Origin of the sequence: Ruegeria sp. HKCCA0235A, from assembly GCF_013033235.1 — a bacterium.
GTDB lineage: Bacteria > Pseudomonadota > Alphaproteobacteria > Rhodobacterales > Rhodobacteraceae > Ruegeria.
The window spans coordinates 325,085-349,823 of record NZ_WQDQ01000004.1 but is presented as its reverse complement, the minus strand read 5'-3'; the positions used below and the strand labels follow the sequence as shown (position 1 = coordinate 349,823).

At 60.0% G+C, this 24,739-nt stretch carries 34 protein-coding genes; 13 read left to right on the top strand and 21 right to left on the bottom strand.

Annotated elements, in window-relative coordinates; all coding sequences use genetic code 11:
* On the bottom strand, positions 1-765 hold the full coding sequence (locus tag GOW56_RS09890; protein ID WP_171205749.1) for a sulfite exporter TauE/SafE family protein: 765 nt from the start codon (positions 763-765) through the stop codon (positions 1-3).
* A 144-nt stretch (positions 766-909) separates the two neighbouring features.
* Here GOW56_RS09890 and GOW56_RS09885 point away from each other — a divergent pair, with 144 nt between their 5' ends.
* From GOW56_RS09885 to GOW56_RS09875, 3 genes are all read left to right on the top strand, one after another.
* On the top strand, positions 910-2,601 hold the full coding sequence (locus GOW56_RS09885) for an acyl-CoA dehydrogenase family protein (RefSeq protein ID WP_171205748.1): 1,692 nt from the start codon (positions 910-912) through the stop codon (positions 2,599-2,601).
* A gap of 249 nt (positions 2,602-2,850) precedes the next feature.
* Positions 2,851-3,405, top strand: a complete 555-nt coding sequence (locus GOW56_RS09880; protein ID WP_171205771.1) for a hypothetical protein — start codon at positions 2,851-2,853, stop codon at positions 3,403-3,405.
* A gap of 40 nt (positions 3,406-3,445) precedes the next feature.
* Positions 3,446-3,838 (top strand): META domain-containing protein, encoded by a 393-nt coding sequence (locus tag GOW56_RS09875; protein WP_171205747.1) that lies wholly within the window; start codon positions 3,446-3,448, stop codon positions 3,836-3,838.
* Here GOW56_RS09875 and recO read toward each other — a convergent pair.
* Positions 3,822-4,547 carry a DNA repair protein RecO gene (recO, locus tag GOW56_RS09870; protein WP_171205770.1) on the bottom strand — a complete coding sequence of 242 codons (726 nt, stop codon included), beginning with the start codon at positions 4,545-4,547 and terminating at the stop codon, positions 3,822-3,824. The two genes, GOW56_RS09875 and recO, sit on opposite strands and share 17 nt — an antisense overlap.
* A 194-nt stretch (positions 4,548-4,741) precedes the next feature.
* On the opposite strand from recO, the gene GOW56_RS09865 reads away from it, so the two are divergent.
* Both GOW56_RS09865 and GOW56_RS09860 read left to right on the top strand, forming a co-directional pair.
* On the top strand, positions 4,742-4,993 hold the full coding sequence (locus GOW56_RS09865) for a hypothetical protein (protein WP_152457090.1): 252 nt from the start codon (positions 4,742-4,744) through the stop codon (positions 4,991-4,993).
* 290 nt (positions 4,994-5,283) lie between these two features.
* Positions 5,284-5,673 (top strand): VOC family protein, encoded by a 390-nt coding sequence (locus tag GOW56_RS09860; protein ID WP_152457089.1) that lies wholly within the window; start codon positions 5,284-5,286, stop codon positions 5,671-5,673.
* A 56-nt stretch (positions 5,674-5,729) separates the two neighbouring features.
* Here the strand turns inward: GOW56_RS09860 and GOW56_RS09855 are convergent, their stop codons facing one another.
* The 3 genes from GOW56_RS09855 to era form a co-directional block, all read right to left on the bottom strand.
* Complete coding sequence (locus tag GOW56_RS09855; RefSeq protein ID WP_152457088.1) at positions 5,730-6,053, bottom strand: SemiSWEET transporter; 324 nt, start codon at positions 6,051-6,053, stop codon at positions 5,730-5,732.
* Positions 6,054-6,163: 110 nt separating this feature from the next.
* Positions 6,164-6,493: a DUF1491 family protein gene (locus GOW56_RS09850; protein ID WP_152457087.1), complete on the bottom strand. Its 330-nt coding sequence runs from the start codon at positions 6,491-6,493 to the stop codon at positions 6,164-6,166.
* A complete protein-coding gene (gene era, locus GOW56_RS09845; RefSeq protein ID WP_171120252.1) occupies positions 6,490-7,398 on the bottom strand; it encodes a GTPase Era in 909 nt (302 codons plus the stop codon). The genes GOW56_RS09850 and era overlap by 4 nt, the downstream gene beginning before the upstream one ends.
* Before the next feature lie 159 nt (positions 7,399-7,557).
* On the opposite strand from era, the gene GOW56_RS09840 reads away from it, so the two are divergent.
* Positions 7,558-8,940 (top strand): multicopper oxidase family protein, encoded by a 1,383-nt coding sequence (locus GOW56_RS09840; RefSeq protein WP_171205746.1) that lies wholly within the window; start codon positions 7,558-7,560, stop codon positions 8,938-8,940.
* Between the two features lie 2 nt (positions 8,941-8,942).
* On the opposite strand, the gene GOW56_RS09835 is transcribed toward GOW56_RS09840, so the two are convergent.
* From GOW56_RS09835 to folK, 10 genes are all read right to left on the bottom strand, one after another.
* Positions 8,943-9,461 (bottom strand): GNAT family N-acetyltransferase, encoded by a 519-nt coding sequence (locus GOW56_RS09835; RefSeq protein WP_171205745.1) that lies wholly within the window; start codon positions 9,459-9,461, stop codon positions 8,943-8,945.
* A 4-nt stretch (positions 9,462-9,465) separates the two neighbouring features.
* Entirely contained in the window at positions 9,466-10,158 is a 693-nt protein-coding gene (gene rnc / locus GOW56_RS09830) for a ribonuclease III (RefSeq protein ID WP_171205744.1), read from the bottom strand.
* The gene (lepB, locus tag GOW56_RS09825; RefSeq protein ID WP_152457082.1) at positions 10,155-10,994 is read right to left on the bottom strand and encodes a signal peptidase I; all 840 of its coding nucleotides are present in this window, start codon (positions 10,992-10,994) and stop codon (positions 10,155-10,157) included. The genes rnc and lepB overlap by 4 nt, the downstream gene beginning before the upstream one ends.
* A gap of 60 nt (positions 10,995-11,054) precedes the next feature.
* Positions 11,055-11,474 carry a holo-ACP synthase gene (gene acpS, locus GOW56_RS09820; RefSeq protein WP_171205743.1) on the bottom strand — a complete coding sequence of 140 codons (420 nt, stop codon included), beginning with the start codon at positions 11,472-11,474 and terminating at the stop codon, positions 11,055-11,057.
* Positions 11,471-12,094, bottom strand: coding sequence for a LysE family translocator (locus GOW56_RS09815; protein ID WP_171205742.1), 624 nt, complete (start codon positions 12,092-12,094; stop codon positions 11,471-11,473). The genes acpS and GOW56_RS09815 overlap by 4 nt, the downstream gene beginning before the upstream one ends.
* Entirely contained in the window at positions 12,091-12,837 is a 747-nt protein-coding gene (locus GOW56_RS09810) for a pyridoxine 5'-phosphate synthase (protein WP_171205741.1), read from the bottom strand. The genes GOW56_RS09815 and GOW56_RS09810 overlap by 4 nt, the downstream gene beginning before the upstream one ends.
* Complete coding sequence (locus GOW56_RS09805; protein WP_171205740.1) at positions 12,830-13,528, bottom strand: DUF2062 domain-containing protein; 699 nt, start codon at positions 13,526-13,528, stop codon at positions 12,830-12,832. Before GOW56_RS09805 ends, GOW56_RS09810 begins: the two co-directional genes overlap by 8 nt.
* Positions 13,529-13,544: 16 nt before the next feature.
* Positions 13,545-15,677 carry a bifunctional (p)ppGpp synthetase/guanosine-3',5'-bis(diphosphate) 3'-pyrophosphohydrolase gene (locus tag GOW56_RS09800; protein ID WP_117869872.1) on the bottom strand — a complete coding sequence of 711 codons (2,133 nt, stop codon included), beginning with the start codon at positions 15,675-15,677 and terminating at the stop codon, positions 13,545-13,547.
* Positions 15,678-15,703: 26 nt separating this feature from the next.
* Positions 15,704-16,057, bottom strand: coding sequence for a DNA-directed RNA polymerase subunit omega (gene rpoZ / locus GOW56_RS09795; RefSeq protein ID WP_117869873.1), 354 nt, complete (start codon positions 16,055-16,057; stop codon positions 15,704-15,706).
* A gap of 94 nt (positions 16,058-16,151) precedes the next feature.
* Positions 16,152-16,721 (bottom strand): 2-amino-4-hydroxy-6-hydroxymethyldihydropteridine diphosphokinase, encoded by a 570-nt coding sequence (gene folK, locus GOW56_RS09790; protein ID WP_171120268.1) that lies wholly within the window; start codon positions 16,719-16,721, stop codon positions 16,152-16,154.
* Between the two features lie 140 nt (positions 16,722-16,861).
* On the opposite strand from folK, the gene GOW56_RS09785 reads away from it, so the two are divergent.
* From GOW56_RS09785 to GOW56_RS09755, 7 genes are all read left to right on the top strand, one after another.
* Positions 16,862-17,437 (top strand): NYN domain-containing protein, encoded by a 576-nt coding sequence (locus GOW56_RS09785; protein WP_117869875.1) that lies wholly within the window; start codon positions 16,862-16,864, stop codon positions 17,435-17,437.
* 190 nt (positions 17,438-17,627) lie between these two features.
* A complete protein-coding gene (gene ispH, locus GOW56_RS09780) occupies positions 17,628-18,578 on the top strand; it encodes a 4-hydroxy-3-methylbut-2-enyl diphosphate reductase (RefSeq protein WP_171205739.1) in 951 nt (316 codons plus the stop codon).
* Positions 18,575-19,027 (top strand): DUF3429 domain-containing protein, encoded by a 453-nt coding sequence (locus GOW56_RS09775; protein ID WP_152457073.1) that lies wholly within the window; start codon positions 18,575-18,577, stop codon positions 19,025-19,027. The genes ispH and GOW56_RS09775 overlap by 4 nt, the downstream gene beginning before the upstream one ends.
* Positions 19,024-19,611 (top strand): class I SAM-dependent methyltransferase, encoded by a 588-nt coding sequence (locus GOW56_RS09770; protein WP_171205738.1) that lies wholly within the window; start codon positions 19,024-19,026, stop codon positions 19,609-19,611. The genes GOW56_RS09775 and GOW56_RS09770 overlap by 4 nt, the downstream gene beginning before the upstream one ends.
* Complete coding sequence (rnhA, locus tag GOW56_RS09765) at positions 19,604-20,071, top strand: ribonuclease HI (RefSeq protein WP_152457071.1); 468 nt, start codon at positions 19,604-19,606, stop codon at positions 20,069-20,071. The genes GOW56_RS09770 and rnhA overlap by 8 nt, the downstream gene beginning before the upstream one ends.
* Positions 20,068-20,691: a trimeric intracellular cation channel family protein gene (locus GOW56_RS09760; protein ID WP_171120277.1), complete on the top strand. Its 624-nt coding sequence runs from the start codon at positions 20,068-20,070 to the stop codon at positions 20,689-20,691. Before rnhA ends, GOW56_RS09760 begins: the two co-directional genes overlap by 4 nt.
* Positions 20,692-20,756: 65 nt before the next feature.
* Positions 20,757-21,359, top strand: coding sequence for an alpha/beta hydrolase (locus GOW56_RS09755; protein ID WP_171205737.1), 603 nt, complete (start codon positions 20,757-20,759; stop codon positions 21,357-21,359).
* 1 nt (position 21,360) lies between these two features.
* On the opposite strand, the gene speB is transcribed toward GOW56_RS09755, so the two are convergent.
* From speB to def (GOW56_RS09725), 6 genes are read right to left on the bottom strand one after another with little or no spacing between them, the layout of a single operon-like run.
* Positions 21,361-22,182 (bottom strand): agmatinase, encoded by an 822-nt coding sequence (gene speB, locus GOW56_RS09750; RefSeq protein WP_152457068.1) that lies wholly within the window; start codon positions 22,180-22,182, stop codon positions 21,361-21,363.
* Positions 22,183-22,242: 60 nt separating this feature from the next.
* Positions 22,243-22,479, bottom strand: coding sequence for a GlsB/YeaQ/YmgE family stress response membrane protein (locus GOW56_RS09745; RefSeq protein WP_171120279.1), 237 nt, complete (start codon positions 22,477-22,479; stop codon positions 22,243-22,245).
* Position 22,480: 1 nt separating this feature from the next.
* The gene (locus GOW56_RS09740) at positions 22,481-22,717 is read right to left on the bottom strand and encodes a hypothetical protein (RefSeq protein WP_170344822.1); all 237 of its coding nucleotides are present in this window, start codon (positions 22,715-22,717) and stop codon (positions 22,481-22,483) included.
* A 6-nt stretch (positions 22,718-22,723) separates the two neighbouring features.
* Positions 22,724-23,638 carry a methionyl-tRNA formyltransferase gene (gene fmt, locus GOW56_RS09735; protein ID WP_171205736.1) on the bottom strand — a complete coding sequence of 305 codons (915 nt, stop codon included), beginning with the start codon at positions 23,636-23,638 and terminating at the stop codon, positions 22,724-22,726.
* A 2-nt stretch (positions 23,639-23,640) separates the two neighbouring features.
* Positions 23,641-24,135 carry a peptide deformylase gene (def, locus tag GOW56_RS09730; RefSeq protein WP_171120283.1) on the bottom strand — a complete coding sequence of 165 codons (495 nt, stop codon included), beginning with the start codon at positions 24,133-24,135 and terminating at the stop codon, positions 23,641-23,643.
* Positions 24,132-24,650, bottom strand: a complete 519-nt coding sequence (gene def, locus GOW56_RS09725) for a peptide deformylase (RefSeq protein ID WP_171205735.1) — start codon at positions 24,648-24,650, stop codon at positions 24,132-24,134. Before def (GOW56_RS09725) ends, def (GOW56_RS09730) begins: the two co-directional genes overlap by 4 nt.
* Positions 24,651-24,739: the final 89 nt, after the last annotated feature.

Below are 24,739 nucleotides of genomic sequence, written 5' to 3'. Positions count from 1 at the left end.
TTACCCCACCAAACCGCGTCGAAGCAGGTTCAGGCCCGCAATCAGCAAAACGAACAAGGTCGCTTTGCGAAAACTTGCCTGATCAATACGGTCCTGCAGCTTCATGCCTATCCACATCCCGGCCAGGGCCGGAACGATCAGGGCTGCCGAAAACCCAAGTGTTTCTGCGTACAGAATGCCTGATCCAAGATGTGCGACCAGCAACAAAACCGCCCCCAAACCGTAGATTACGCCCTGAATTCGAATCTGTTCGGTCTTGGGGGTGTTCAGCGCCGTCAGATAGGCAACTGTCGGAGGCCCCCAAACTCCTGACATGCCGCCGACAAACCCCGCCACGCCACCTACCACAGCCTCGACTGCGGTCGAGGGTTGGTTCAGCGCCATTCTGAACCCCAGAACCTGTAACAGCGCAAAAACTGTCACAAAGCCGCCCATCAGAACCAGAAAGACAGACCCCGGGATCAATGCGACCAACTGCGCGCTGAGCAGCAGAAGAAGACAGCCAACAACAAGGAAAACCCGAAAGCGCCGAATCGAGGCGATCGCGGCGACACGGCCACCGCGTAGGGCCTGCAGCCCATTGGTCACCAGCGTCGGCAGAATAAGTCCCGCCAGGGTCAGATCCGGCGGCAGAAATGAATTCAACCCCGACACCAAAATCATGGGCATCGCGAAACCAACCATGCCTTTGACCCATCCAGAGGCAAACGCGATTGCCATAGCCAACAGCAGTTCCTGCGGGGAAAGAATGGAAAACAGGGTCATGTCCCCTAGATATCATCTGGATTTTCTTCTGCATTGCAAAAATGTTGGGGTAATATTTGAACTTTTTCGTAGCGTAATAAGTATTTTTGTTGCGCTGCACGTGCAGCATGATATGACCAGACGACCGAGGAAAGGACGCGATTTATGGCCCACGACGGACAGGATATGACCGAGATGACAACTGCTGCAGTTTTGCCCGATCTTCTGAACTTGACCCGGGCTGCCGTACCCGCGGTAGCAGCCGTTTTTGAAAAAGCCCGCGAATCCGTGCGCGGCATGGTCTCGGCGGATGGCCGTATCTCTGGTGCTTTGATCGAGGCAAACCAGACCGCCGCGCATGGACTGGCATGGCTGGCCACGTACAACCAGTCGCTGCAACAGATGCAGCGCTGGGCCGAAGCACTTCAGGCCGAAGGCAAGTTCGGCGAACTCGAGCAGTTGCTTCACCAGATAGCCTTTGGCGAGTACCTGCATCAGGTCGCTGGTGGCATCCCGATGAACCAGGGCGAAGTCGTGCGCCTTCAGGATATGGGCCTCGGCTGGGATGCACTGTCGGGCTTTCAGTCGTCCGAAGTACAGACCTTGATGGCGCAGGCGAATTCACAAGCCGCGCGCAGCCGTTTGGTCGAGCTGATGCAGGATCGGGCCGGCGCCACAATGTTCGGCGCGTCGGGCCTGGACGAAGAACTTGAAATGATCCGCGACCAGTTCCGCCGCTATGCGCAGGAAAAGGTCGAACCGTACGCCCATGAATGGCACCTCAAGGATGAGCTGATCCCGCTGGAAATCATCGAAGAACTGGCGGAAATGGGCGTTTTCGGGCTGACCATCCCGGAAGAGTTTGGCGGTTTCGGACTGTCCAAAGCATCCATGTGCGTCGTTTCCGAAGAACTGTCGCGTGGCTATATCGGCGTGGGCTCGCTGGGCACCCGTTCGGAAATCGCGGCCGAGTTGATCATCGCCGGCGGCACGGACGAGCAAAAGGCCAACTGGCTGCCAAAACTGGCCAGCGCCGAAATTCTGCCGACGGCTGTCTTCACTGAACCCAACACCGGCTCGGATCTTGGTAGCCTGCGGACCCGTGCCGTGAAGGACGAGAACGGTGATTACCGGATCACCGGCAACAAGACCTGGATCACCCACGCCGCGCGGACCCATGTCATGACTTTGCTGGCGCGGACCGATCCCGACAGCACCGATCACCGCGGCCTGTCCATGTTCCTGGCGGAAAAGACGCCCGGCACGGACGACAATCCCTTCCCCACCCCCGGCATGACCGGGGGTGAGATCGAGGTTCTGGGCTATCGCGGCATGAAGGAATACGAGCTGGGCTTTGACGGCTTCCACGTCAAGGGTGAAAACCTGCTGGGCGGTGAAGAAGGCAAGGGTTTCAAACAGCTGATGGAAACCTTTGAAAGTGCCCGCATCCAGACCGCCGCGCGCGCCATCGGCGTGGCGCAAAGCGCGCTGGATATCGCCATGCAATATGCCATCGACCGCAAGCAATTCGGCAAATCGCTGATCAACTTCCCGCGTGTCTCGGGCAAGCTGGCAATGATGGCGGTCGAGATCATGATCGCGCGCCAGCTGACCTATTTCAGCGCGTGGGAAAAAGACCACGGCCAACGCTGTGATCTTGAGGCGGGCATGGCCAAACTGCTGGGCGCCCGTGTGGCCTGGGCAGCCGCCGATAACGGGCTGCAAATCCACGGCGGGAACGGCTTTGCACTGGAATACAAGATCAGCCGCGTTCTGTGCGACGCGCGCATTCTCAACATTTTCGAAGGTGCGGCCGAGATTCAGGCACAGGTCATCGCACGACGTCTGCTCGGGTGACCGGAACCGGCGCCCGTTTCCCCAACTGACCCGGCCATTGCGCCGGGTCTTTTTCTTGGTTTTTGAGGTTTTGTACGCCTCCTACCCACGGACCTTCCGTTTTGTACGGAGCATTTTTGCATCTCTGACCGGCAGGGCAACGGCGAACCGTGTCCGCAGCAATCCAAACTTCCCCTTTGATCCCGGCCCATTCGCCGTTAGAGCGTCAGATTGACCCGACCGAAACCCGATCAGCACCTGGTACATCGCATGACCCGATCCTTCTTTGCACTTTGCGCCACTCTGGCGGTGCTCGTTCTTGCGGGCTGCACCACCCCTGCGCCAACGGCCGATCAGAGCGATGTCGAAGCGCTTGCCCAGTCGATCCGAATGCTCGGGCCGGATGTCGATCCGGCCGAGGCTCAGAGAGCGGCCACCATCGCCTATTCCTACTCGCAGCAGTTGGCGCGGGATTGGAATGTCACCGACCCCGCCATCATCCACAACGCCAAGGTCATCAACGGGTTCCGCGAAAAGGGGCTGTGCAACGATTGGGCAGAAGCCATGACCAAGCGGCTGCGGCAGGAAAACTTCCGAACATTGGATCTGCACTGGGCCACGTCGCCACCGACGTCTTTTCGCATCATCCACCATTCGGCATTGATCAGTGCCAAGGGGGATTCGATGTATGACGGCATCATCCTTGACCCCTGGCGCAACAGTGGCGCGTTGTTCTGGGCGCCGGTGCGTGAAGATACGCGCTATAACTGGAAACCCCGGCAGGAAGTGCGTGCACTACTGCTGAACGGGTCTCTTCCCTACTGATCCGGTTCCAACGACATCCCCTATGCGCTAAGACCCAGCCATGACACGCCTGATCCTGAGCCTGCCCTTGATGGCACTGTTCCAATGCGACAAGGACGAAACCGTCGCCGCCTATGGTGCGGCGGACCAGACCTGGGTTCTGAGGGAGATCGATGGTCAGCCCTATGAGGCGAGCGCTCTGCTGCGGTTTCCGGAAGAAGGCGGGATTGCCGGAAACGCTCCGTGTAACAGCTATGACGGAACACTCAACGCGCCCTACCCGTGGTTTGAGGTTCAGAACCTCAACGCGACGCGCGCCGCCTGCGCGGGGCTCGAAGCTGAAGGGTTCTACTTTGCCGCCCTCATGGCCATGACCCAATCCGAGGTGTCAGGCAATGTGCTGATCCTGCGCAATGAGGACGGGCACGAGATGGTGTTCACAGCCGCCGAGTGACCTGATCCACGAACCGGGCCCGCGCTTCGGGCAGCGGATTATGCCCCAAAGACGGAGCAACGCGGTGCTCCAGAAAATATCCGGTCGTGCGCAGGGCCTCTGCGACCTCGACATCGGGCGCAGCGCCTTCACCTCGCAGACAAGGCGGCAGGGGCAACAGCTTGTCCGCCCATTCCCCGGCGCCATTGGCGCTGACGGAACGGCCTGTTTTGGGGGATACATAGATCAATCCTTCGGTCACACCGGTCACGGCGCAGGCTGTCAGATCAAGGCCAAAGCCAAGTTCGTCAAGCAACGCGAGCTCCCATCGCAGATAGGCCAGAGGCCAGACTTCATCCTGCCCCAACAGATCCATCAACTGTTCCGTCCGGGAATAAAGCGCGGGGTGTGGTTCCCGTTCGGGAAGACAAAAGGACAACAGCGAAACGACCGCGTTCAGCCCGGACAGTGCCAGCCGCCCTGAAAACGCGGCTGCCGCGCGGGACCGCAGGGGTTCGACCTGAAAGGTGCCGATATGTTCTTCCAGCCGCGCGCGCCACAGCACGTCCAGTTGCGCCCCAGGTTGCAGGATCGGCGCGATCTTGCGGCTGGTCCCGCCACGCACCACACCGGCGTGGCGCCCGTGGCCTTCGGTAAAGACCTCGATGATCGCCGCTGTTTCACCATGGCGGCGTAATGTCAGGAGTATTCCGTGATCGCGCCAGTCCAAAACCTGACCCTGTTGCTGGTTTGGTTGGTTCGCAGAAAATCCCAAGCGACGTTGGCGCGCAAGAGCGGAAGTGCTTCAACCCCTTTTCAGCGCGTGTTCTTTTCCGAAGCCGCCATAGTTTTGTGACTTCGCGCCACCCGGCTTGTACGCGTTTTTACGACCCCCAACTGCGCTTCAACAGAAGGGGCCGCACCATGATCGATGACGAACCGAAACCCGCCACATACTACGACGAACGCGAAATCTGGACACCGGACCCAACGGCGGCCGACATGCAGGTCTATGAGACATTTGCGTCGACCGTCGTCGAACTTGTGCAGGTGCTGGATGACAACAAGCCGATGTTGTCGAGGGATGTCTACGCACGCTTTTCTGCGTCTCTGCTGCACCTGTCCAGGGTGTTGGGCGAGTACGAAGACGGGTGGAACGGCGGACATGGCGCGTGATCCCAAGACATGCAAAGACTGAAGGGCAGAGCATCGGCTTTTCATTGCAACGGTCCGGCACGATATAGCGACCAGACCTGACCACGGTGGATTCCGTTGTGCCTCAACATGAACCCGCCGCCATTCTTCAGATCACCAATGTGCCCCGCCAGAACGCGCCTGCTGCCCCTTGGCCGATGGAAACCCCGTCTGTCGTCCGGGGTATCGCCAACTGCGGGCAAAAGAATGCGTTGCTTTAATCCCGTTCAGGCCATAATGTTCTTCTTATGTTCTAAAGTGGGATTCCCAAAATGTCTCTTAATTACGTCATGATCGGTTCCAACGACGTTGCCAAGGCACGCAGCTATTACGACGCGGTTATGCCCCGGATCGGCGGAAAGGTCGTCGCCGAGTATATGCCGCATGCTGTATGCTATGAGCTGCGCGGTGGCGGATGCATATGGGTCGCGACACCGTTCGACAAAAAAGACGCGACAATCGGCAACGGAAACATGGTTGGCCTGTTGTGCCAAAGCACAGAGGAAGTGCGTGATGCGCACGCGGCCGCGCTTGCAAATGGCGGAACAAACGAAGGTGATCCGGGGGACCGCCCCCAATATGGCCCAAACTTTTTTGGTGCCTACGCACGCGACCCTGACGGGAACAAGATGAGCTTTGTCTATTTTGGCGACGCGGATTGATGGACCCGAGCATCGTCTGCGACCGCGAACAAGAAAGACCCAAGCCAGCGTGAAGTTCAGAACGTCACACCCGCATGAACCAGAATTCCTATGACCATCAGCAGGTTCAGCACCATCGAGATACCGTTGCCCACATAGATGGGCAACTTGCCCACCACCAGACCATACGCAAACCACAGGAAGGACAGCCCGGCATAAAGCGACCAGGACAGAAGCGACTGACCAGTAGCGTGTTCTGAATGGGTAAAGTAGAGCTTGACCAGTTGCGGAAGCGTGGCAAAAGGACCAACAACCCCGACAAAGACCATGAAGCTTTCGAACCGCTGCATCCAGTGGCCGAGTTCCGATTTTTCCAGTTTCTCAGCAAGCGTTTCAGCCACGAAAGCACCTCTTGGTTGCGCCTGTCCACAGGGCAAGCCAGCCCTGCCAGTGTAATTGCCGGGGTAAAATAGTCATTTTGGTCTCTGCGTCAAAGACCCTTCAGTACTGGTCACTCAAGCCCTTCTTCGCCCAGCAGGTGCCGCCCCTGACGGTCTTCTACCTCAATCACCCAGAGGTCGGGGTCAAAGCTGCGTTGGCGCTGGATGGCCTGGTCCACGTCACCTTCAAGGCCGGACGAGAGTTCGACCCATTTCCGTTCGCCACTCATCAGATCAAAGCTGCGTTGGAAGGCAACGGCCTGCCCGTCCAGTGTGTTCAGCTTGACCAGAACTGCGCCTGCGGTGTCATCGCCATGGGCCACCACATAGGCCGGGATATCCTGAAATCGCAGCCGCGCCAGATAGGCGTGAACCCAGAATTCCGCCGTCAGCCGCGTCATGCGTTTCCGTCTTTGAAATCCAGCCCCATTTCCGAATACCGCTCGGATTCTTCCAGCCAATTGGGCCGGACCTTCACTTGCAGGAACAGGTGGATCCTGCGGTCGAGGAACTCTTCCAGCTCGGCGCGCGCGGCCTGGCTGACGGCTTTGATCGTCTCACCCTTTTTGCCCAGAACGATGCCTTTGTGGCCGTCGCGCATGACATAGATGACCTGATCAATCTTGGCAGAGCCGTCTTTGCGCTCTTCCCAGTTTTCGGTCTCAACGGTCAGTTGATAGGGCAGTTCCTGATGCAGGCGCAGGGTCAGCTTCTCGCGCGTCATTTCGGCGGCGATCATGCGCAGGGGCAGATCGGCGATCTGGTCTTCGGGATACAACCACGGGCCTTCAGGCAGTTCAGAGGCCAGCCACTTGCGCAGGTCCTCGACGCCGTGTCCCTTTTCAGCAGAGATCATGAAGGTTTCGGCAAACGGATAGCGTGCGTTCAGGTCACTGGTCAGCGCCAGCAGCTTCTCGGACGGCACCTTGTCGATCTTGTTGATGGCCAACGCGATGGTGCGGCCCTGTCCGATTTCTTCCAGACCTTCGAGGATGCGCTCGACCCCTTCGGTGATACCGCGATGCGCCTCGACCATAAGCACAACGACGTCCGCATCTGCGGCCCCGCCCCATGCAGCAGCGACCATGGCGCGATCCAGGCGGCGGCGGGGTTTGAACAGCCCCGGCGTGTCGACGAAAACCAGCTGCGCGTCGCCTTCCATCGCCACGCCGCGGATACGCGCGCGGGTGGTCTGCACCTTATGCGTCACGATGGAAACCTTGGCCCCGACCATGCGGTTCAGCAGGGTTGACTTGCCCGCATTGGGCTCTCCGATCAGGGCGATAAATCCGGCGCGTGTGGTCATGAGTCTGGCGATCCTGTTTGCAAGTGCGCACCCCTATAGCAGAAAGCTTCGACGGGCCAGAGGGATTTGTCGCATTGCGGCCATGCGTTTGAGGTGTCAGATGGACGCGGACGCCCAGCCAATCCCAGCCCGGCATCAGATCCGTACAGTGAGGTTTTCATGAAACGTCGCGAGTTTCTTCTTGGAAGCAGCGCCGCTGCCGGTGCTCTGGGTTTGGGAGGGTTGTCTCTGGCGGCCAGCGATCCCGTGCCCGAACTGGTGGTGCAACCTGCCAGCTATCGGTTGCGCGGTCAGCGGACCACGGGGATGGTCAGCCTGTCACCGGATGCGCCGCCGCCGGTTCTTTACGGGCGCCAGGGCGAAACACTGCGTCTGACGGTGCGCAATACCTTGCCCGATTATACTGCGATGCATTGGCACGGGCTGCGTATCCGCAACGAAATGGACGGTGTGCCCTATCTGACCCAGATGCCCATCGGCGAGAACGAGAGCTTTACCTATGAACTCACGCCGCCGGATGCGGGCACGTATTGGTATCATCCCCATTGCATGACGATGGACCAGATGGCCCGTGGGCTGACCGGTGTGATGGTGATTGCCGAACCGGAAGACCCGGGATTCGACAGCGAACAGGTGATCAATCTGCGGGATTTCCGGCTGGACGAAGACGACGCGTTTCTGCCGGCCTATACCGCCCGCGGCGCGGCGCGGGCCGGCACGTTCGGCAACGTGCAGACCGCCAATTGGCAGAGCGAGGCAGTATATGACCACGCCGCGGGCAGCCTGGTGCGCGTACGGGTGGTCAACACGGACACGACCCGTATCTACAACTTGCATCCCGAAGGGGCCCAGACCCGTATCATCGCATGGGACGGACATCCGGTAGAAACAGACGTGACACGGCCCACAGCAGCCCAGCCGCTCTTGCTGGCCCCGGGTCAACGGGTGGATTTGGCCGTTCGGATGCCGGACGACGAAGGGCAATCAGCCCTGCTGATGGCAAAGTTTCCCGGGCAGAAACACCGCGCCATGGTCCGGTTGCGGGCCACGGGACACTCCATTGCGCGTGATCTGCGAGAGCTGCGCCCATTGCAGGCAAACCCTGTCGCGCGCCCTGATCTTGATCAGGCCGAGTTGCATGAGTTCGTGTTCGGCTGGACCCCGGAAGGCGGCGCCCCGAATGACGGGTTCTGCGGGTCTTTGGGCTATAGTTTCTGGTCGATCAACCGCACGCCCTGGCCGGGCGATGCGGCGCAGGGAACCGGGCCGCTGGCTGTACTGCAACGGGGCAAGAGCTATGTTCTGCGACTGCGCAATGAATCGCCCAATCTGCACCCGATCCACCTGCACGGGCTGGCCTTCGTTCCGCTGACGTCGAACCTGCGCAAACTGCCACCGTTGCTGTCCGATACCATGCTTTTGCTGAAAGACGAGACCGTCGACATCGCGCTGGTCGCGGACAATCCCGGCGACTGGGCGTTTCATTGCCACGTGATCGAACACCAGAAAACCGGGCTGACCGGGTTCATCCGGGTGATTTGACGCTAGCCCTGAGGTGGCAGGTTCAACGCGAGAACGTGGTTCGGATAGGCTTGGTTCGCGATACGGAAATCCGTGACGCCGACCTGACGGAAACCTTTGGACAGGTAGAAATCGATGGCCGGAGCGTTTTCGGAATTGGTCGTCAGCCAAATTTCGGTGCGGCCTTTGTTGCGGCAATGGTCGATGGCCACCCGCAACAAAGCTGACCCGATGCCCTTTCCGTGGTGATGCGGCTGCACGTAAAAGGTCACGATCTCAAGATCGGACAGCCCGTCTATCGGGGCGGGACGGCCCTCTGCCAACCGAATGTACCCATCTATGCCATCGCGGTTTTCCGAAACAATCAGAAGGTCCTTGCCTTCTTCAAGCAGCGCTTCGAACAGTGCAGTGGTGAACTCGGACAGTGCAAACTCGGCCAAGAAGGCGCTCACGCCATGGCGCAGGTAGGTGCTGATCCAGACTTCGATCGACAGCGCCGCCAGGCTGGCGGCGTCCGATTTCCGGGCTGGTCTGAGCCGCATGTACCTAGGAAGACCCGGTCGGGCTGAGCTGTTCCAGCAGAGCTTTCGCCGCCGCCTGTTCGGCCTGACGTTTGGATCCTGCGGTGGCCTGCGCCTCGGTGCCGTCCTGAAGACGGGCCGCGATGGTGAAGATCGGGGCGTGGTCTGGGCCACTGCGTTTAACTTCGACGTATGAGGGCGGCTTTTGCCCACGCGCCTGCGCCCATTCCTGCAAAGAGGTCTTGGCGTCACGCGCATCTGCCTCGACCTGGTGGATGCGGTCCCCCCAAAGCGCCAGGATGACATCGCGGGCAGCCTCGAACCCGGCATCCCGATAGATGGCGGCGATCACGGCCTCCATCGCGTCGCCCAGCAGCGCTTGCTTGCGACGGCCACCGGACAGCATCTCGGACCGGCCGAGTTTCAACACCGCGCCCAGATCAATCTGACGGGCCACATCTGCGCAGGCCTCTTTGCGGACCAGTGCATTGAACCGTGGGGCCAACTGACCCTCGGACGCCTTTTTGTCGGCCTCAAGCAGCGCAGTGGCCATGACCAGGCCCAGAACGCGGTCTCCCAGAAACTCCAGCCGCTGATTGTCGGGTCGGGTGGACGAAGACACCGAGCCATGGGTCAGCGCGCGCACCAGCAGTTCGGGTTTTTTGAACTCATACCCCAATCGCCGCTGGAACGCCTTTATTTCAGCCGAGAGCTTCAATTGACCGCCTTGAAGAACCGATCACTGCGCCATGTCCAGAAGAACAGCATCGAACGGCCCGCGGACGAGAACATGATCCGGTCGGCACGACCGATCAGGTTTTCGTAAGGCACGTATCCGACACCACCGGCAGATTGCGGCAGACGGCTGTCGCTGGAATTGTCACGGTTGTCACCCATGAAGAAATAATGGCCCTCGGGCACGGTATAGATGCCGGTATTGTCCGATGCCTGGTTGCCGATGTTGAGCACGTCATAGGACACACCGTTGGGCAGGGTTTCGATCAGGCGCGACTTTTCACAGGTGCCGCCTATTCCAACAGGGCCGTTTTCACAGCGGGGGCGCAGGCGCTGCGGGCCTTGCGGTTCGGCAATTTCGGTAAACACGCCGTCGGGCTGCTGAGGAACCGGAGTGCCATTGAGGATGATCTGGCCATTGCGGACTTGGATCCGGTCGCCCGGCAACCCAATCAAGCGCTTGATATAATCACGTCCGGTGACCGGATGGCGAAAGACGATGACATCGCCACGTTCGGGATCACCGCCCCAGATACGGGTATTGTCTTCGCCCTGCATCCAGCCACAGATATCTTCGGCATCCACGTTCAGGCCGACGCTTGGGATGATCAGGCTGGGGCAGGATGCGTAGGAATAGCCATAGGCCATCTTGTTGACGAAGAGGAAATCACCGATCAGCAGCGTCTGCTTCATCGAGCCCGAGGGGATCCAGAACGGTTGAAAGAAGAGGGTGCGGAACACGCCGGCAATCAGCAGCGCGTAGACGATGGTCTTGATCGTCTCCCAGACGGGATTTCCGGTTTTGGCGTCCTCGGCCATTCTGCTCGCTCCAGTTCTTTGCTTGGCTTCGCTGCTACATGCGGGGGGGATGGGGGCAAGTCAAGGCTGCGCGGCCTGATCTTGAACCGGACGCGCCTCGATCACCACAAAAGCCTGCGCCCAGGGGTGATCATCGGTCAGGGTGACGTGGATGATCGCCTCGTGCCCTTCGGGGGTCATTTCATTCAGGCGTTCGGCGGCCCAGCCTGTCACATGCATCACGGGCTGGCCGGTACGCAGATTGGTGACGGCCATGTCCTTCCACCCGATGCCCATGCGCAGACCGGTGCCCAGCGCCTTGGAACACGCCTCTTTCGCGGCCCAGCGCTTGGCATAGGTTCCGGCCGTATCGGCACGGCGTTCGGCCTTGCGCTGTTCGGTGTCGGTGAAGACACGATTGCGGAAGCGGTCGCCGAACCGGTCGAGCGTACCCTGGATGCGGTCGATGTTTGCGAGGTCTGTGCCGATGCCGAGGATCATGACAACCGCACCGTCAAAATCTTGTAACTCGCCACGCCAAAGAACCCGGCAAAGGCGAAATCGAACCAGCGGCGGGCGCGGCGGTAGGTTCGGACCATGCGCTCGGATGAAAACAGAAACGCATAGCCGATAAAGATCATCAACGATCCGGCATAGAGCATGGCGAAATAACCCAGCAGCGTCGACAGGCTGGCATCGCTGGGGGCGACGATGGCATAGATCGAGCCCCAGCTGAGGATCGCCTTGGGGTTTGTCAGGTGGATGGCGGCACCTTTGGCGAAGATCGTCGGCAGCGAACCTGTGGCCGGTTTGCCCAAAGCGACCTCATCCGCTGTCATCGCGCGGCGCAGGGCCTTGAGGGACAGCCAACCCAGATAGGCCACGCCGATATAGCGGATCACCTCGAAGACCCAGACATTGGCCAGCATGATCGCCGACAAGCCAAGCGCTGCGGCAATGCCCCAGGCGGCGGACCCGGCACAGATGCCCAGCGCAAAGACCAGACCGGCGCGGCGGCCTTCGTTCATGGCGGTTCCTGCAATGCCCATCGTGGCAGGCCCCGGAGAGCCGCCAGCCATCAGCCAGGCCAGCCAGATGGCGACAAAGCCGGGCGTGATCACGCGCGCGCCTCGTCGATCAGGCGACGCATTTCCTGAATGGCCGGCGTCAGGCCCAAAAAAATCGCCTCGCCAATCAGGAAATGACCGATATTCAGCTCTTTGACTTCTGGGAAGGCGGCAACCGGTTTTACGGTGTCATAGGTCAGGCCATGGCCCGCATGAACCTCGAGCCCAAGCGAATGGGCGAAGGCGGACATCTGGCGCAGCGATTCAAGCTCGCGTTCGGCATCTTCCATGCGACCTTCGGCATGGGCGTCGCAATAGGCGCCGGTGTGCAGCTCGATCACTTCGGCACCGATGCGGTGGGCGGCTTCGATCTGACGCTGATCGGCAGCAATGAAGATCGACACGCGGCAGCCGGCCTCACGCAGAGGCGCGATGAAATGCGCCAGCTTGTTTTCCTCGCGCGCGACTTCAAGCCCGCCTTCGGTGGTGCGCTCTTCGCGCTTTTCGGGCACGATGCAGACCGCGTGAGGCTTGTGGCGCAGGGCGATCTTCTGCATCTCGGGCGTTGCGGCCATCTCAAAATTCAGCGGCACCGAAAGAACCTCCATCAGCCCGTCGATATCGACGTCCGATATATGGCGCCGATCTTCGCGCAGGTGCGCGGTGATGCCATCCGCCCCCGCTTCTTCCGCCAGTTTGGCAGCGCGCAGCGGATCTGGATAATCCCCACCCCGCGCATTGCGCACGGTGGCCACGTGATCGATGTTCACACCCAGACGCAGATGGTTCTCAGACATCACTCGATTCCTTTTGCATGTTCTTGCCCGAGCCTAGAGGCTCTGCCGAAGAAACGGCAGCCGAATCTTCGGCCAAACGCTTGATTTCCTCGAACTTCGCCTTGATCTTGGCGCGGCGGCGCTGCTGATACGTCAAGATCAGCGGCAGGCTGAGGTAATAGCAGATCACCCCCGCAACGACGCCCGGAATGATCCCACCGATCATGTAGGGATAGAAGACGTCATCGTAGAACTGCGACAGCCCGTGCCAGTCGGCCACGCGATCCGTAAACAACGCCAGAAAATTGTTCTTGAGATCCCCTATGGCGCTGGCGAATTTGCCCATCAGCCCTTGTGTGTCGCCTTCTTCGTATTCGGTGCCCAGCAGGAAATGCCCGGTCTGAAGGCAGATCACCCCGATCGGAACATAAGTGAGCGGGTTGCCGAAAAACGTGCCGCTGAGCGCGGCCAGAATGTTTCCCTTGATCAGCCGGGCACCGATGGCGGCGACAAGAAAATGCAACCCGTAAAACGGCGTAAAGGCGGCAAACACCCCTGCCCCGATGCCGCGCGCGATCCGGTCAGGGGTATCCGGCAAGCGCCGGACGCGGTGTTTCACGTAATGGAAGGCGCGGGTCCATCCGCCACGCGGATAGACGAAATCCGATGCGATCTGGACTGGAGAGCGTCGGTCTCGGCGCTTGAATACCACCCGTGATCACCCCTTCTCAGCCAGCCGCAACCGAAGTTTTGACCTGATCCCGATACCGTTCGACCGCAGCAACATCGCTTTCCGCCTCCAGCATCAGCATGAGTGAATGAAGCTGTTCAAGGTCGCGCAGTTCGACATTGATCAGAAGGCGGTAAAAATCCGGTTTGCGGTCAACAAACTCGAGGTTCGAGATATTGGCCTTTTTCTCGCCGATCAATGTGCAAATACGCCCCAGAACCCCGGCATCGTTGCCAATGGTCAGATCCAGCGTCGCGCCATAGACGGCCGGGTGCGTGCCTGAATGCCAGTGCAGATCGACCCACCGGTCAGGTTCGCCTTCGAACTCGCTGAGCCGATCGCAATCGATGGCATGCACGACCACGCCCTTGCCCCGATAGGTGATACCGACGATACGTTCCCCCGGCAGCGGCTGACAGCAGGGGGCCCGGTCGAACTTCTGCCCCGGCTCCAGGCCAATCACCGCACGGCGCAGCGGAATGGCGTCGCCGTCGTCCTTGGCAAGTTCGGGATAGACGGCCTGAACCACCTCATGCGCAGTCAGTTCGGCACTGCCAAGGCGGGCCAGCAGCTCGTGCCGATCTTTCAGGCGTAGGTGTTTTGCCGCGGTATCCAGCGCCTTGTCGGTCGCCTTGCGGCCCACATGCTCGAACCCGGAACGGGCCAGTTCCTTGCCCAGCTTGATGAATCGTTCCCGATCCACTTCGCGCAGGGCGCGGCGAATGGCGGTACGGGCCTTGCCGGTGACTGCAATCTCCAGCCACGTGACCTGTGGCGTCTGACCATCGGCGGTGATGATGTCCACGGACTGGCCATTTTTGAGCCGCGTCCAGAGCGGAACGCGGATACCATCAACCTTGGCCCCGACACAGGCATGACCGATCCGGGTGTGAATGGCATAGGCAAAATCGATCGGCGTCGCGCCACGCGGCAGCTTCACCACGTCGCCCTTGGGGGTGAAACAGAACACCTGGTCCGAATACATCTCGAGCTTGACGGCCTCGAGGAAGTCTTCGTGATCTTCCTCGTTGTCGAACTGCTCGGTCAGATTGGAAATCCATTTGGCCGGGTCGACGGCGAACGGGTTCTCGGTGCGCACACCGTCGCGATAGGACCAATGCGCCGCAACCCCGGTTTCGGCCACGTCGTGCATCTGGCGGGTGCGGATCTGGACCTCGACCCGTTTACCGTCCCGGCCCGACACCGTGGTGTGGATCGAGCGGTAACCGTTCGATTTGGGCTGGCTGATATAGTCCTTGAAGCGCCCCGGCACCGCGCGCCAGCGCTGGTGGATGGCCCCCAGGGTTCGATAGCAGTCTTCTTCGGTCTGCGTGATGATGCGGAACCCATAGATGTCTGACAGGCGCGAGAAGCCCTGATCCTTTTCCTGCATCTTGCGCCAGATCGAATAGGGTTTCTTGGCGCGGCCGAACACCTCGGCCTCGATCCCGGCCTTTTCCAACTCGTGCCGCATGTCGCCGGTGATGCGATGGATCACGTCGCCGGTTTCGCGTTGCAGGGTGATAAAGCGACGGATGATCGACTGGCGGCCTTCAGGGTTGAGGACACGGAAAGCCAGGTCTTCAAGTTCCTCACGCATCCACTGCATACCCATCCGGCCCGCAAGCGGTGCGTAGATATCCATCGTCTCGCGGGCCTTGACGATCTGTTTTTCGGGACGCATCGCCTTGATCGTGCGCATGTTGTGCAAACGGTCGGCCAGCTTGACCAGAATCACGCGCAGGTCCTTGGACATGGCCATGAACAGCTTGCGGAAGTTCTCGGCCTGCTTGGTCTCGCGGCTGGACAGTTGCAGATTGGTCAGCTTGGTGACGCCGTCGACCAGTTTGGCGACTTCATCCCCAAAAAGTTCAGCCACCTTGCCATAGTTGGCCTTGGTGTCTTCGATCGTGTCGTGAAGCAGCGCCGTGATGATGGTCGCATCATCCAGACGCTGTTCGGTCAGGATGGCGGCAACGGCAACGGGATGGGTGAAATAGGGCTCGCCGGAATGGCGGAACTGCCCCTCGTGCATCTGCTGGCCAAATTCATAGGCCAGCGCAATGCGGTCAGCATTCGTCTTGGGATTGTAGTTGCGGACCAGCGCAATCAGATCGTCAGCAGAAATCATCCGGTCCGCACCTTCGTCTTCAGGGCTTACCCCTGCCCTTGAGCCTCCATCAGAGCGCGCAGGAGCTTCTCTTCCGACATGTCGTCCATGGCGGGTTTGTCCGTTTCGGCACCCATCAGCAGCGCCATCTGATCTTCTTCGGGCTCGTCAACTTCGATCTGGGTTTGGTTGGCCTCGATCAGGCGCTCGCGCAGTTCGTCCGCGCTTTGGGTTTCGTCGGCGATCTCACGCAGAGACACGACAGGGTTCTTGTCGTTGTCGCGGTCAACGGTAATCGCTGCACCGGCGGAAATCTCACGCGCCCGATGGGCGGCGAGCATCACCAGCTCGAACCGGTTTGGAACCTTGTCTACGCAATCTTCAACCGTCACGCGGGCCATTGGGCGCTCTCCGTTTCTGAATCCATGTCAGGAAGGGGTTTATCTAAGCGCGAATCCGCGCCTTGACAAGCAGGAAATGCTGCATTTGCACGGATCACAACGCCGTGACCGCCGCAACCTCTGCCGCGGGAAGGGTCTGGATCATCTCGCAGACCGTGCGACCCAGAACCGGATGGCGCCAGTCGGGCACGATATCGGCCATCGGCACGAGGACAAAGGCGCGATCCTGAAGGCGCGGATGCGGCAAGATCAACTGATCCGGTGCCTCTTGCCTTTGCGCGTCGGTCGGCAGGGTCAGCCAGCGATCAAACGTGGCGCGATCCGGCAGGACCTGATCTTCGAAACAGACCAGATCCAGATCCAGCGTCCGCATCCCCCAGCGCTGCACCCGTTCGCGCCCGAATTCCTGCTCCACCTCGTGCAGCACCTGCAACAGCTGCGAAGGAGACCTCTCGGTTGCAATCAGCGCCGCGGCATTCACATAGTCCGGGCCGGCCCCGGCGGGAAAGCACGGCGTTGCAAAAAAACGACTGACGGAGCGAATCACCACATCGTGACGCGATAACGCGTCAAGCGCGTTCTGAAGTGTTACAGCGGGACCATTTCCTCTCAAATCGAGATTTGCGCCCAGCGCAACAACGGCATTTGGCATTGATTTGCTCATGTGATACCCTACATTCGACCCATTGCATACTTGCGATAATCGACAGAAGTTCTAATTATGGCGTACCAGAGCGCGTCATTTTATCACTCACTCACTCACGTAACGCGGCACGCACTGGATTATACCGGAAGGGAACATTTATGTTTTATAAAGACGAACGGCTAGCGCTGTTCATCGACGGCTCGAATCTTTATGCCGCGGCAAAAGCACTCGGTTTCGACATTGACTACAAACTTCTGCGGCAGGAATTCATGCGCCGCGGCAAGCTTCTTCGGGCCTTCTACTATACAGCGCTGCTGGAAAACGACGAGTATTCGCCGATCCGTCCATTGGTTGACTGGCTGCATTACAACGGCTTCACCATGGTCACGAAACCGGCCAAGGAATACACCGACAGCATGGGGCGTCGGAAAGTCAAAGGAAATATGGATATCGAACTTACCGTCGATGCCATGGAACTGGCGCCGCGCGTCGATCATATCGTGCTGTTCTCGGGTGATGGGGATTTCCGCCCGTTGATCGCCAGCCTGCAACGGCAGGGCGTGCGCGTATCGGTGGTGTCGACCATTCGCAGCCAACCGCCGATGATCTCGGACGAACTGCGCCGCCAGGCCGACAATTTCATCGAGCTGGAGGATTTGCGCGATGTCATCGGTCGCCCGCCGCGTGAAATGCCGACGGAGCATCGCAGCGTCGCTGTTGCCAGCAACAGCTGACAAGACGATAGGCCTGTCATGATGGGGAAAAATCGCGCGGTCAGGACATCGGTCCTGGCCGCGCTTCTTTAACAAGGTACAGGTGCTTAAACATCACCCGATTAGCAACGATTCGTGTCAGATGAATGACGATGTCCTGTCTGGACCAAGGCCGGGAAAAGACTTACCTGTGCCACAAGGAGACAGCCTGATGAAAAAGCCGCCACTGACACTTTACCTTGCCGCCCCACGCGGGTTCTGCGCCGGTGTGGACCGTGCCATCAAAATCGTTGAGATGGCTTTGCAGAAATGGGGCCCACCGGTCTATGTGCGCCACGAGATCGTGCACAACAAATTCGTGGTCGACGGCCTTCGCGCCAAAGGGGCCGTTTTCGTCGAGGAATTGCAGGAATGCCCCGATGACCGCCCGGTGATCTTTTCCGCCCACGGGGTGCCAAAATCCGTTCCCGCCGAGGCTGCCCAGCGCGAGATGATCTATGTTGACGCCACCTGTCCTCTGGTTTCCAAGGTGCATGTCGAGGCGCAGCGCCACGCGGACGCGGGGTTGCAGATGATCATGATCGGCCACAAAGGCCATCCCGAAACCGTGGGCACCATGGGGCAGCTGCCCGAGGGCGATGTGCTGCTGGTCGAGACCGTGGACGACGTGGCCACGGTGCAGGTGCGTGACCCGGAAAAGCTGGCCTTTGTCACCCAAACCACCCTTTCGGTCGATGACACCAAGGATATCATCGCCGCCCTTCAGGCCCGATTCCCGGCCATTGTCGGACCGCACAAGGAAGATATCTGTTATGCCACCACTAACCGGCAGGAAGCGGTGAAAGCCGTGGCCCCCAAGGCGGATGCCTTGCTGGTTGTGGGCGCGCCGAACTCATCGAACTCGCGCCGCCTTGTCGAGGTTGCCTCGCGCGCGGGGTGTCAGTACGCGCAGCTGGTCCAGCGCGCCACCGAGATTGACTGGCGCGCGTTCGAGGGTATCTCGACCGTGGCTGTCACCGCAGGCGCGTCGGCCCCGGAGGTTCTGGTAAACGAGGTGATCGAAGCGTTCAGCGCGCATTATGATGTCACCGTCGAGCCGGTCGAAACCGCCGTTGAAAACGTCGAGTTCAAAGTCCCCCGCGTGTTGAGGCAACCGGCGTGAACGGAGTGCCGAAAGCGCCTCTCTATCTGGGGCTGGCGGGACTGATCCCGTTTGTCTGGGGCGCCCTGACCTATCTGAACAGCGACCTGAATGCCTGGGGCGCGCAAACCTTTGGCCCACGTTTCGTGGGGCCTTATGTGCAACTGTTCTATGGATCGGTCATCCTCAGCTTCATGTCCGGTGTTCTCTGGGGTTTTGCCACCAAGACATCGGGCAGCAAAGCGGCCCTGTGTTATCTGTTGTCGGTTCTGCCCGCGCTTTGGGCCTTTGCCATGACAGGCGGCGGGCCGGTCAATGCGGGCACCAATCTGATGTATGGGTTCGCTGGTTTGTTGTTGCTGGATGCCCTGTTTTCCTACTGGCGCCTGACACCGGTCTGGTGGATGCGGTTGCGCATCCTGCTGACCGCGGTCGTATTGGCCAGTCTTGCAGTCGGAGTGTACCTGTGACCGATGAACGCACGATCAACGCCTATACAAACAAGGTGGCCGAATATCTGAAAATCCCCCTGCCGCCCGAGCAGCTTGAGGCCCGTCAGGCTTTTGCCGATGCGGTCGGCGCAGGCGGCTATGTACTGGATTTGGGGTCCGGGCCGGGGTCAGACAGCGGGTTCCTGATGCGTCAAGGGCTGAAGGTTCGCGCGCTGGATGCCACGCCAGCCTTTGTCGAACATGCGCGGGAAAACGGTGTGGATGCTTATCTGGGTACGTTCGATGACGTCACCGAGACGGCCGAATATGACGGTGTTTACGCCAGCTTTTCCCTGCTGCACGCGCCGCGCGCTGATTTCCAGCGGCATCTGAATACGATCCACAGGGCTCTGAAACCCGGTGGACAGCTGTTTCTGGGGATGAAGCTAGGCACTGGTGAACACCGGGATGATCTGGATCGTTTTTATTCCTATTACACAGAGGCCGAGATCGAGAACGCCTTGAACAAGGCAGGGTTCACGATTGACCGCGCAGTCCATGGCATGGGCAAAGGCCTGGCCGGATCGTATGACGGATATATTCTGGTGTTCGCCCATGCCTGAATTGTTTGCCTATACGGATGGTGCCTGTTCCGGAAACCCCGGCCCCGGAGGCTGGGGTGTGCTGTTGCGCGCGATGGACGGGGACAGCGTTCTGAAAGAGCGTGAGCTGAATGGGGGCGAAGCCGAGACGACCAACAACCGGATGGAGTTGCTGGCCGCCATCAGCGCCCTTGAAGCGCTGGAGCGACCGTCGAAGATAACCGTCGTCACCGACAGCGCCTATGTGAAGAACGGCGTCACCGGCTGGATTTTCGGTTGGAAACGCAACGGATGGAAAACCTCGAACAAGAAACCGGTCAAAAATGTCGATCTTTGGCAGCGTCTGGATGAGGCGCAGGAACGGCATGATGTGACATGGGAATGGGTCAAGGGCCACGCAGGCCACCCCGAGAATGAAAAAGCTGATGAGCTGGCCCGGGCCGGAATGGCGCCGTTCAAACCGAAGAAGGCACAGGCGTGACCGCGCTGACGCTGCTGGACTATGCCTCGGTTCTGATCTTCGCGTTGACAGGGGCACTGGTGGCCAGCCGTGCCCAGCTGGATCTGGTGGGATTTGCTTTCATGGCCTGCCTGACGGCCGTAGGTGGCGGCACTGTACGAGACCTTTTGCTGGACCGTCACCCGATCTTTTGGGTCGGGCAGCCGGATTACATCCTGATCGCAGTCGCGGCATCGGTCCTGGTGTTCTTTACCGCACATCTGGTGGAAAGCCGCTATAACTGGCTGGTCTGGCTGGACAGTTTTGCACTGTCAGTGGCTGTCGCGGCCGGAACCGGCGCGGCGTTGTCGCTGGATCAATCCGGGGTCATTGTCGTTTTGATGGGTGTGACGACCGGATGCCTGGGCGGGTTGATGCGCGATGTGGTCTGCAACGAAGTGCCGCTGGTGCTGAAACAAGGCGAGCTTTATGTGTCCTGCGCCTTTACAGGTGCCCTAACGGCAGTTCTGGCTGCCAGATTGGGGGCAGAGCCTGCGTTTTCTCTGGCTCTCTGCGCCTTGGTGTGCTGGGCATTGCGCGCCGGGTCGTTGATGCTTGGCTGGCAATTGCCGGTCTACAAAAGCCGTCCGCCGCGCAACTGAGCCTGACAGTGGACGCCAAAGCGGCATGCTGTTACCCCTTTTGAAAGCACAGCCCGGAGGCCAACGTGACATTCAGACTTGCATCCATCACAGCCTGCCTGGCCCTGCTCGCCTCATGCGGCGCGTATTATACCCCTGTCAGTTTTGTTGCGCAGGGCGACCAGATCATCGCCTCGGGCACGATTGACGAGACAACGCTGTCTGCCTTTGAGGAAGTGACAGCCCAAAACCCCGAAGCCCGCACTCTGGTTCTGCAATACATTGAAGGATCGGTTGATGATGACGCCAATGTCATCTTCGCCCGCGAAGTGCACAGGGCCGGGTTCGATACCGTTGTTCCATCGAACGGGCTGGTGGCCAGCGGTGGCACCGACTTGTTCCTGGCCGGAAACCGCCGCGTGCTGCAACCGGGGGCCTGTGTCGGTGTCCACAGCTGGGCCGGGTCGGGTCTGGTGGCGACCGACTTGCCCGAGGACGATCCAGAACATGACCGATACCTGGACTATTTCAAGGATATAGGCGTGGACGAGGAGTTTTACTGGTACACCCTGTTCGCAGCCCCGGCCGACAGTATGCACTGGATGACCACTGCCGAGGCGAACCGGTTCGATTTGTCCACCAGGGGTGCTCCGGCACTTGGGTCTGCGACGGTGTGCGACGAACGGTAAGTCAGCCGTTCAGCAAGCGCGCGCCGATTTCCTTGACGAATTTCGCGGCCACCATCGCCGTCATGCCATAGGGGTCGCGATGCGGGTTGAGCTCGACGATATCCGCCCCAACCAGCTGACCTTTGAACCGGTGGATCAGGTCGATAACCTCGCGCGTGCTCAGCCCACCGGGTTCATGGTGCGAGACGCCCGGCGCAAAGGCCGGGTCCAGCGCATCCAGATCAAGGGACAGGTAGACCGGGCCATCGAATGAAATCTGCAAGTCGGGGCGCCAGTTGCGCATGTCGATCACCTCGACCCCGAACTTATCGGCCTGTTCGCGCTGATGGGCGTTCATGGTGCGGATGCCGACCTGCACCAGACGCTTGACCGGGCAGGTCTCCATCACCCGGGCAAAGGGGCAGCCATGGCCGAGCGGTCCGATATCCTGCGTGTCGTACAGATCAGGGTGGCTGTCGATATGCAGGATGTTCAGCCCTTCGTACCGATCCGCATGGGCCTTGATCAGCGGATAGGCCACCGAATGGTCGCCGCCCAGAGACAACAGGCGCGCGCCGGTTGCGATCCGTTTCGCCGCTTCGGCCTCGATCCGGTCAATCGGTTCCTGCCCGCGCATTTCGAACACATCCAGATCGCCGGTATCCCTGAATTTGGCGCTTGCACCCAGATCGGTGCCATCCTCGGCCGTCAGGTTGGCGGCACCGGAATGCAGCGCCTCGCGGATGCGTCCGGGGGCGAAGGCCGGCCCTTGCAGGAACGAGGAATGCAGATCCAAAGGAACGCCCATCAGAGCGACATCACCCGGCTTCAAATCATGCGGCATCATCATTCCCCTTTTTCGTTGAAGGCGATCTGGACGGAGGAAAGACGCCGGGTCAAGGGGTTAACGGCGCAGGTAGGTCTGCCAGATCCAAATCACCAGCAACGCACCCAGAACCGCCCCGACAAAACCAGACAGCCACCCCATAACGGTTACAAGAAACCGCAACAGCATCCCTCCGATCAGGGCGCCTGCGATACCGATCAGCATGGTCGTCGGGATATCCGCCTCGATCCGCATCAGGCGGGTGGCCAGAAACCCTGCCGCTGCACCGATGATGATCAGGGCGACGATTGGCATGTCACTTCCTCCAGTGGGTCGGCACGATGATCAAGGCACCAACAGAGGAAATCACCGCATCCAGCCCCGGAGGACCAAAGCTGATACCGAACATGATACGGACGAAATAGAACAGGAACGCCCCGCCCACACAGATGATGATGGATTGCAAATAGCCGTTATGGGTGAAACCGGTCTGTTCGGACAGATACCCGACGATCCCGGCAATCACGACAGTGCCCATCATCACCATGAACATATGGCTTTACTCCGAAGACATCCGGGTGCCGATCGGGATTGGCCAGCCCCGCAGGAACGTTTCCTTATCCTGCGCGCCTTTGCCCGCCCTTTGCAAGCGCAGCAGTTCTATGGCGCCCTGCCCGCAAGCCACATACAGATCGTCATTCAGAACTTCGCCCGGCGCGCCCTGCCCTTCGGCCAGACGCGAAGCGAGGAGTTTTACCCGGTTGCCGTCGATCTCGGTCCAGGCCCCGGGAAAGGGCGACAGGCCGCGGATCTGCCGATCGACCTCGACCGCGGGGCCCGACCAGTCCACGCGGGCCTCGGACTTGTCGATCTTGGCGGCATAGGTGACACCAATCTCGGGCTGCGGATCAGGGGTCAGGCCGGGCAGCTTTGCCAACGCCTCGACAATCAAAGCCGCGCCCATCGCCGAGAGCCGGTCATGCAGTTCCGCAGTGGTTTCCTCGGGCCCGATATCGGTGGCCTGTCGCAACAGAACGGGGCCGGTATCAAGGCCCGCCTCCATTTGCATGATACAGACGCCGGTTTGCGCATCGCCCGCCATGATCGCGCGGTGGATCGGAGCCGCCCCGCGCCAGCACGGCAAGAGGCTGGCATGAATGTTCAGGCAGCCATGAGCCGGCGCATCGAGGATGGGCTGGGGCAGGATCAGCCCATAAGCCACAACCACCGCCACATCCGCGTTCAGTGCCGCAAAACTGTCCTGCTCCTCGGCCGGTTTCAGCGAGGTTGGGTGACGCACGTCCAGACCCAGCGCCTGGGCACGCGCGTGAACCGGTGTCGGGCGATCCTTCTTGCCCCGCCCCGCCGGGCGCGGGGGCTGGCAATAGACGGCGGCAATCTCATGCCCGGCCTCGACCAGCGCATCCAGAACCGGCACCGAGAAGTCTGGGGTTCCCATGAAAACAACGCGCATCTTTACCCCTGTTTCTTGGCTTTGCGCAGCAGCATGTCGCGTTTGACCTTGCTGAGCCGGTCAAAATACATCCGGCCATTCAGATGGTCGATCTGGTGCTGGACACTGGTGGCCTCGATGCCGACAAAATCGCGACGGTCCACCACGCCCTGCTCGTTCAGGAATTTGACAGTCACCGCGCGTGGGCGTTTTACCTTGGCCGACACGCCCGGCAGGTTCGGACTGGCCTCTTCATGTTCACGCAGTTCGATCGAGCTGTGCAGGATTTCCGGGTTCGCCAGACGCACGGCCTTGCCCCGCTCGGCCGACCCATCGACCACGGCCAGACGCAACATCACTCCGATCTGCGGCGCGGCCAGACCGACACCGGGCATGGCCTCCATCGTGTCGATCATGTCCTGCCAAATCCGGCGAATGTCATCGGTGATTTCAGTCACCTCATCCGCCTTTGTGCGCAAGCGTTTGTCAGGCCAGGGCAGACAGGTGCGGACGGTCATGCGCGCGCCCGTTCACGTTTGAGCTTTTGCATCTTGCGGGTAATCATCTGCCGTTTCAGCGGTTTTAGGTAATCAATGAACAGCTTGCCGTTCAGATGGTCGATTTCATGCTGCACGCAAGTGGCCCAAAGCCCGTCGAAAGTGTCTTGTCGCAGGTTTCCCTTCTCGTCCATCCAGGTGACATCGACCACCTTGGGACGGGTCACTTCGGCATATTGATCCGGGATCGACAGGCATCCTTCCTCGTATACATTGGTTTCCTCGGAAGAGGCGATGACCTGAGGGTTGAACATGATCAGCGGGCGCGGGGTCTCGCCTTCTTCCTTGATGCAATCCAGCACGATCAACCGTTCCAGCACACCGATCTGCGGCGCGGCAAGGCCAATCCCGGGCGCGTCATACATGGTTTCCAGCATGTCGTCAGCCAGCGTGCGCAGCTCGTCCGTCAGGTCGGATACGGGCGCGCAGACCTTTTTCAGGCGGGGATCGGGATGGATCAGGATATTGCGTTTCATGAGGCTGATTTAGGCCATCCCGCCCCGCGCCGCAACGCCCCCCTTGCACCTGCCCGATTTGCGGTTAGCTTTCGGTCGAGAAAATGGAG

Excerpts from the sequence above, each read along its gene's own strand:
- GOW56_RS09785 (WP_117869875.1), top strand. The coding sequence starts at position 16,862 with ATGTTTTATAAAGACGAACGGCTAGCGCTGTTCATCGACGGCTCGAAT.
- GOW56_RS09880 (WP_171205771.1), top strand. The coding sequence starts at position 2,851 with ATGACCCGATCCTTCTTTGCACTTTGCGCCACTCTGGCGGTGCTCGTT.
- rnhA (WP_152457071.1), top strand. The coding sequence starts at position 19,604 with ATGCCTGAATTGTTTGCCTATACGGATGGTGCCTGTTCCGGAAACCCC.
- acpS (WP_171205743.1), bottom strand. The coding sequence starts at position 11,474 with ATGATCCTCGGCATCGGCACAGACCTCGCAAACATCGACCGCATCCAG.
- fmt (WP_171205736.1), bottom strand. The coding sequence starts at position 23,638 with ATGCGCGTTGTTTTCATGGGAACCCCAGACTTCTCGGTGCCGGTTCTG.
- rpoZ (WP_117869873.1), bottom strand. The coding sequence starts at position 16,057 with ATGGCCCGCGTGACGGTTGAAGATTGCGTAGACAAGGTTCCAAACCGG.
- lepB (WP_152457082.1), bottom strand. The coding sequence starts at position 10,994 with ATGGCCGAGGACGCCAAAACCGGAAATCCCGTCTGGGAGACGATCAAG.
- GOW56_RS09800 (WP_117869872.1), bottom strand. The coding sequence starts at position 15,677 with ATGATTTCTGCTGACGATCTGATTGCGCTGGTCCGCAACTACAATCCC.
- def (WP_171205735.1), bottom strand. The coding sequence starts at position 24,650 with ATGAAACGCAATATCCTGATCCATCCCGATCCCCGCCTGAAAAAGGTC.
- GOW56_RS09885 (WP_171205748.1), top strand. The coding sequence starts at position 910 with ATGGCCCACGACGGACAGGATATGACCGAGATGACAACTGCTGCAGTT.
- ispH (WP_171205739.1), top strand. The coding sequence starts at position 17,628 with ATGAAAAAGCCGCCACTGACACTTTACCTTGCCGCCCCACGCGGGTTC.
- GOW56_RS09810 (WP_171205741.1), bottom strand. The coding sequence starts at position 12,837 with ATGTCTGAGAACCATCTGCGTCTGGGTGTGAACATCGATCACGTGGCC.
- def (WP_171120283.1), bottom strand. The coding sequence starts at position 24,135 with ATGACCGTCCGCACCTGTCTGCCCTGGCCTGACAAACGCTTGCGCACA.
- speB (WP_152457068.1), bottom strand. The coding sequence starts at position 22,182 with ATGCCGCATGATTTGAAGCCGGGTGATGTCGCTCTGATGGGCGTTCCT.
- GOW56_RS09865 (WP_152457090.1), top strand. The coding sequence starts at position 4,742 with ATGATCGATGACGAACCGAAACCCGCCACATACTACGACGAACGCGAA.
- GOW56_RS09875 (WP_171205747.1), top strand. The coding sequence starts at position 3,446 with ATGACACGCCTGATCCTGAGCCTGCCCTTGATGGCACTGTTCCAATGC.
- folK (WP_171120268.1), bottom strand. The coding sequence starts at position 16,721 with ATGAGCAAATCAATGCCAAATGCCGTTGTTGCGCTGGGCGCAAATCTC.
- GOW56_RS09850 (WP_152457087.1), bottom strand. The coding sequence starts at position 6,493 with ATGACGCGGCTGACGGCGGAATTCTGGGTTCACGCCTATCTGGCGCGG.
- GOW56_RS09890 (WP_171205749.1), bottom strand. The coding sequence starts at position 765 with ATGACCCTGTTTTCCATTCTTTCCCCGCAGGAACTGCTGTTGGCTATG.
- GOW56_RS09835 (WP_171205745.1), bottom strand. The coding sequence starts at position 9,461 with ATGCGGCTCAGACCAGCCCGGAAATCGGACGCCGCCAGCCTGGCGGCG.
- GOW56_RS09740 (WP_170344822.1), bottom strand. The coding sequence starts at position 22,717 with ATGTTCATGGTGATGATGGGCACTGTCGTGATTGCCGGGATCGTCGGG.
- GOW56_RS09840 (WP_171205746.1), top strand. The coding sequence starts at position 7,558 with ATGAAACGTCGCGAGTTTCTTCTTGGAAGCAGCGCCGCTGCCGGTGCT.
- GOW56_RS09745 (WP_171120279.1), bottom strand. The coding sequence starts at position 22,479 with ATGCCAATCGTCGCCCTGATCATCATCGGTGCAGCGGCAGGGTTTCTG.
- GOW56_RS09860 (WP_152457089.1), top strand. The coding sequence starts at position 5,284 with ATGTCTCTTAATTACGTCATGATCGGTTCCAACGACGTTGCCAAGGCA.
- era (WP_171120252.1), bottom strand. The coding sequence starts at position 7,398 with ATGACCACACGCGCCGGATTTATCGCCCTGATCGGAGAGCCCAATGCG.